Source organism: Mesorhizobium sp. WSM3860, assembly GCF_002294995.1.
In the GTDB taxonomy this organism is placed as follows: domain Bacteria; phylum Pseudomonadota; class Alphaproteobacteria; order Rhizobiales; family Rhizobiaceae; genus Mesorhizobium.
In genome coordinates, this window is sequence record NZ_NSGF01000001.1 from 760,001 (window position 1) to 763,296 (window position 3,296).

Sequence of the window (3,296 nt, forward strand, 5' to 3'; positions counted from 1 at the left end):
ATCCATAGGGGTAAAGTGGCGAACGCGGGGAACTGAAACATCTAAGTACCCGTAGGAAAGGACATCAACCGAGACTCCGGAAGTAGTGGCGAGCGAACCCGGACCAGGCCAGCGGCGATTGAGAGACAAGCGGAACCTTCTGGAAAGTTGGGCCATAGCGGGTGACAGCCCCGTACGCGTAATGCGATCAATCGTCCTTGAGTAAGGCGGGACACGTGAAATCCTGTCTGAAATTGGGAGGACCACCTTCCAAGCCTAAGTACTCGTGCATGACCGATAGCGAACTAGTACCGTGAGGGAAAGGTGAAAAGCACCCCGACAAGGGGAGTGAAAGAGTACCTGAAACCGATTGCCTACAAACAGTGGGAGCCCGTCCTTCAAATCGCTTGACGATTTGAAGAACTTTTGATTTTGCCATCAAGAGCGCAAGCGCTTTGATGGGCGGGTGACCACGTACCTTTTGTATAATGGGTCAGCGACTTAGTGTGACGAGCAAGCTTAAACCGATAGGTGTAGGCGCAGCGAAAGCGAGTCTGAACAGGGCGTTCAGTTCGTCGCATTAGACCCGAAACCGAGTGATCTAGCCATGAGCAGGCTGAAGGTAAGGTAACACTTACTGGAGGGCCGAACCCATAACTGTTGCAATAGTTCGGGATGACTTGTGGCTAGGGGTGAAAGGCCAATCAAACTCGGAAATAGCTGGTTCTCCGCGAAATCTATTTAGGTAGAGCGTCGACCGAATACCCCAGGGGGTAGAGCACTGGATGGGCTAGGGGTCCTCACCGGATTACCAAACCTAACCAAACTCCGAATACCTGGGAGTACTAGTCGGCAGACACACGGCGGGTGCTAACGTCCGTCGTGAAAAGGGAAACAACCCTGACCTACAGCTAAGGTCCCCAAGTTATGGCTAAGTGGGAAAGGATGTGAGGATCCCAAAACAACCAGGATGTTGGCTTAGAAGCAGCCATCATTTAAAGAAAGCGTAACAGCTCACTGGTCTAAATAAGGGTCTTTGCGCCGAAAATGTAACGGGGCTAAAGCCATACACCGAAGCTTAGGGTTCGTGAGCAATCACGAGCGGTAGCGGAGCGTTCTGTAAGCCAGTGAAGCCGTACCCGTGAGGGGCGGTGGAGGTATCAGAAGTGCGAATGCTGACATGAGTAACGTAAGGGGAGTGAGAGACTCCCCCGCCGAAAGACCAAGGGTTCCTGCTTAAAGTTAATCTGAGCAGGGTTAGCCGGCCCCTAAGACGAGGCGGAAACGCGTAGTCGATGGGAATCACGTTAATATTCGTGAGCCTGGAGGTAGTGACGGATCACACAAGTTGTCCAATCTTATCGGATTGAAAGGGCAGCGGAGTGGTTCCAGGAAATAGCTCCTCCTTATAGACCGTACCCGAAACCGACACTGGTGGTCTGGTAGAGTATACCAAGGCGCTTGAGAGAACTATGCTGAAGGAACTCGGCAAATTGCACGCGTAACTTCGGAAGAAGCGTGACCCTTTTTTGCGCAAGCAGAGGAGGGTGGCACAGACCAGGGGGTAGCGACTGTTTATCAAAAACACAGGGCTCTGCGAAGTCGCAAGACGACGTATAGGGTCTGACGCCTGCCCGGTGCTGGAAGGTTAAGAGGAGGGGTGCAAGCTCTGAATCGAAGCCCCAGTAAACGGCGGCCGTAACTATAACGGTCCTAAGGTAGCGAAATTCCTTGTCGGGTAAGTTCCGACCTGCACGAATGGCGTAACGACTTCCCCGCTGTCTCCAGCATAGACTCAGTGAAATTGAATTCCCCGTGAAGATGCGGGGTTCCTGCGGTTAGACGGAAAGACCCCGTGCACCTTTACTATAGCTTTACATTGGCATTCGTAGTGGCATGTGTAGGATAGGTGGTAGGCTTTGAAGCCTGGGCGCCAGCTCAGGTGGAGCCACCCTTGAAATACCACCCTTATCACTATGGATGTCTAACCGCGGCCCGTTATCCGGGTCCGGGACAATGTATGGTGGGTAGTTTGACTGGGGCGGTCGCCTCCTAAAGAGTAACGGAGGCGCGCGATGGTGGGCTCAGAACGGTCGGAAATCGTTCGCTGAGTGCAATGGCATAAGCCTGCCTGACTGCGAGACTGACAAGTCGAGCAGAGACGAAAGTCGGTCATAGTGATCCGGTGGTCCCGTGTGGAAGGGCCATCGCTCAACGGATAAAAGGTACGCCGGGGATAACAGGCTGATGACCCCCAAGAGTCCATATCGACGGGGTTGTTTGGCACCTCGATGTCGACTCATCGCATCCTGGGGCTGGAGCAGGTCCCAAGGGTATGGCTGTTCGCCATTTAAAGCGGTACGTGAGTTGGGTTCAGAACGTCGTGAGACAGTTCGGTCCCTATCTGCCGTGGGTGTAGGAATATTGAAAGGATCTGTCCCTAGTACGAGAGGACCGGGATGGACGGATCTCTGGTGGACCTGTTGTGGCGCCAGCCGCATTGCAGGGTAGCTATATCCGGACGGGATAACCGCTGAAGGCATCTAAGCGGGAAACCCACCTTGAAACGAGTATTCCCTGAGAACCGTGGAAGACGACCACGTTGATAGGCCGGGTGTGGAAGAGCGGCAACGCTTGAAGCTTACCGGTACTAATAGTTCGATCGGCTTGATCGTTCTCATTCCTGATATCCATCTTGTTCTCACTCACGCTTGTTCCGCCCTGCGGGCGGCGCTACGTGGGTGCGGCGCATCGGCGCCGACGGTCGGTCGACCTTGCGAAGCTTCGCTTCGAAGGGCGCCAGGCCAAAAGAACCTCAAAGGCACAAAGGCGACGATCCTCGGATCGCGCTGCGACGATCCTTCGGATCGCGCTTGAACAGCTTCTCGATTTGAACGTGCGTTTTGCCGACCTGGTGGTTATGGCGGAGCGGCTGCACCCGATCCCATTCCGAACTCGGCCGTGAAACGCTCCAGCGCTGATGGTACTTCGTCTCAAGACGCGGGAGAGTAGGTCGCTGCCAGGTCTGCCAAGCGCACGTTCATCTGACATCCGAAATCCGGATGTGAGACAAATCTTCTCCTTGGGATCGTTGTGATGCATGTCGTTGTCCCAAAACCGCCAGGCACTTTTGGGCGACATGCATAAGGCCCGCCAAACGGGATCCCGGGCCGCGCAAGCGGCCCTTTCATTCGGCGGTCCCTTGAATACGGTAAGCGCAAACTTACCTTTATGGTGACGCGGGGTGGAGCAGCCCGGTAGCTCGTCAGGCTCATAACCTGAAGGTCACAGGTTCAAATCCTGTCCCCGCAACCAAT

Annotated in this window: 1 tRNA gene and 2 rRNA genes (1 of these 3 cut by a window edge); all 3 read left to right on the forward strand. The window is 54.6% G+C overall.

The features are described from left to right. Positions 1-2,654 (forward strand): 23S ribosomal RNA (locus CK220_RS03920); it begins 275 nt to the left of the window's first position. A gap of 235 nt (positions 2,655-2,889) precedes the next feature. Next, positions 2,890-3,004, forward strand: a 5S ribosomal RNA gene (gene rrf, locus CK220_RS03925). A 213-nt stretch (positions 3,005-3,217) separates the two neighbouring features. After that, a tRNA-Met gene (locus tag CK220_RS03930) sits at positions 3,218-3,294 on the forward strand. The last annotated feature ends 2 nt before the right edge of the window (positions 3,295-3,296 follow it).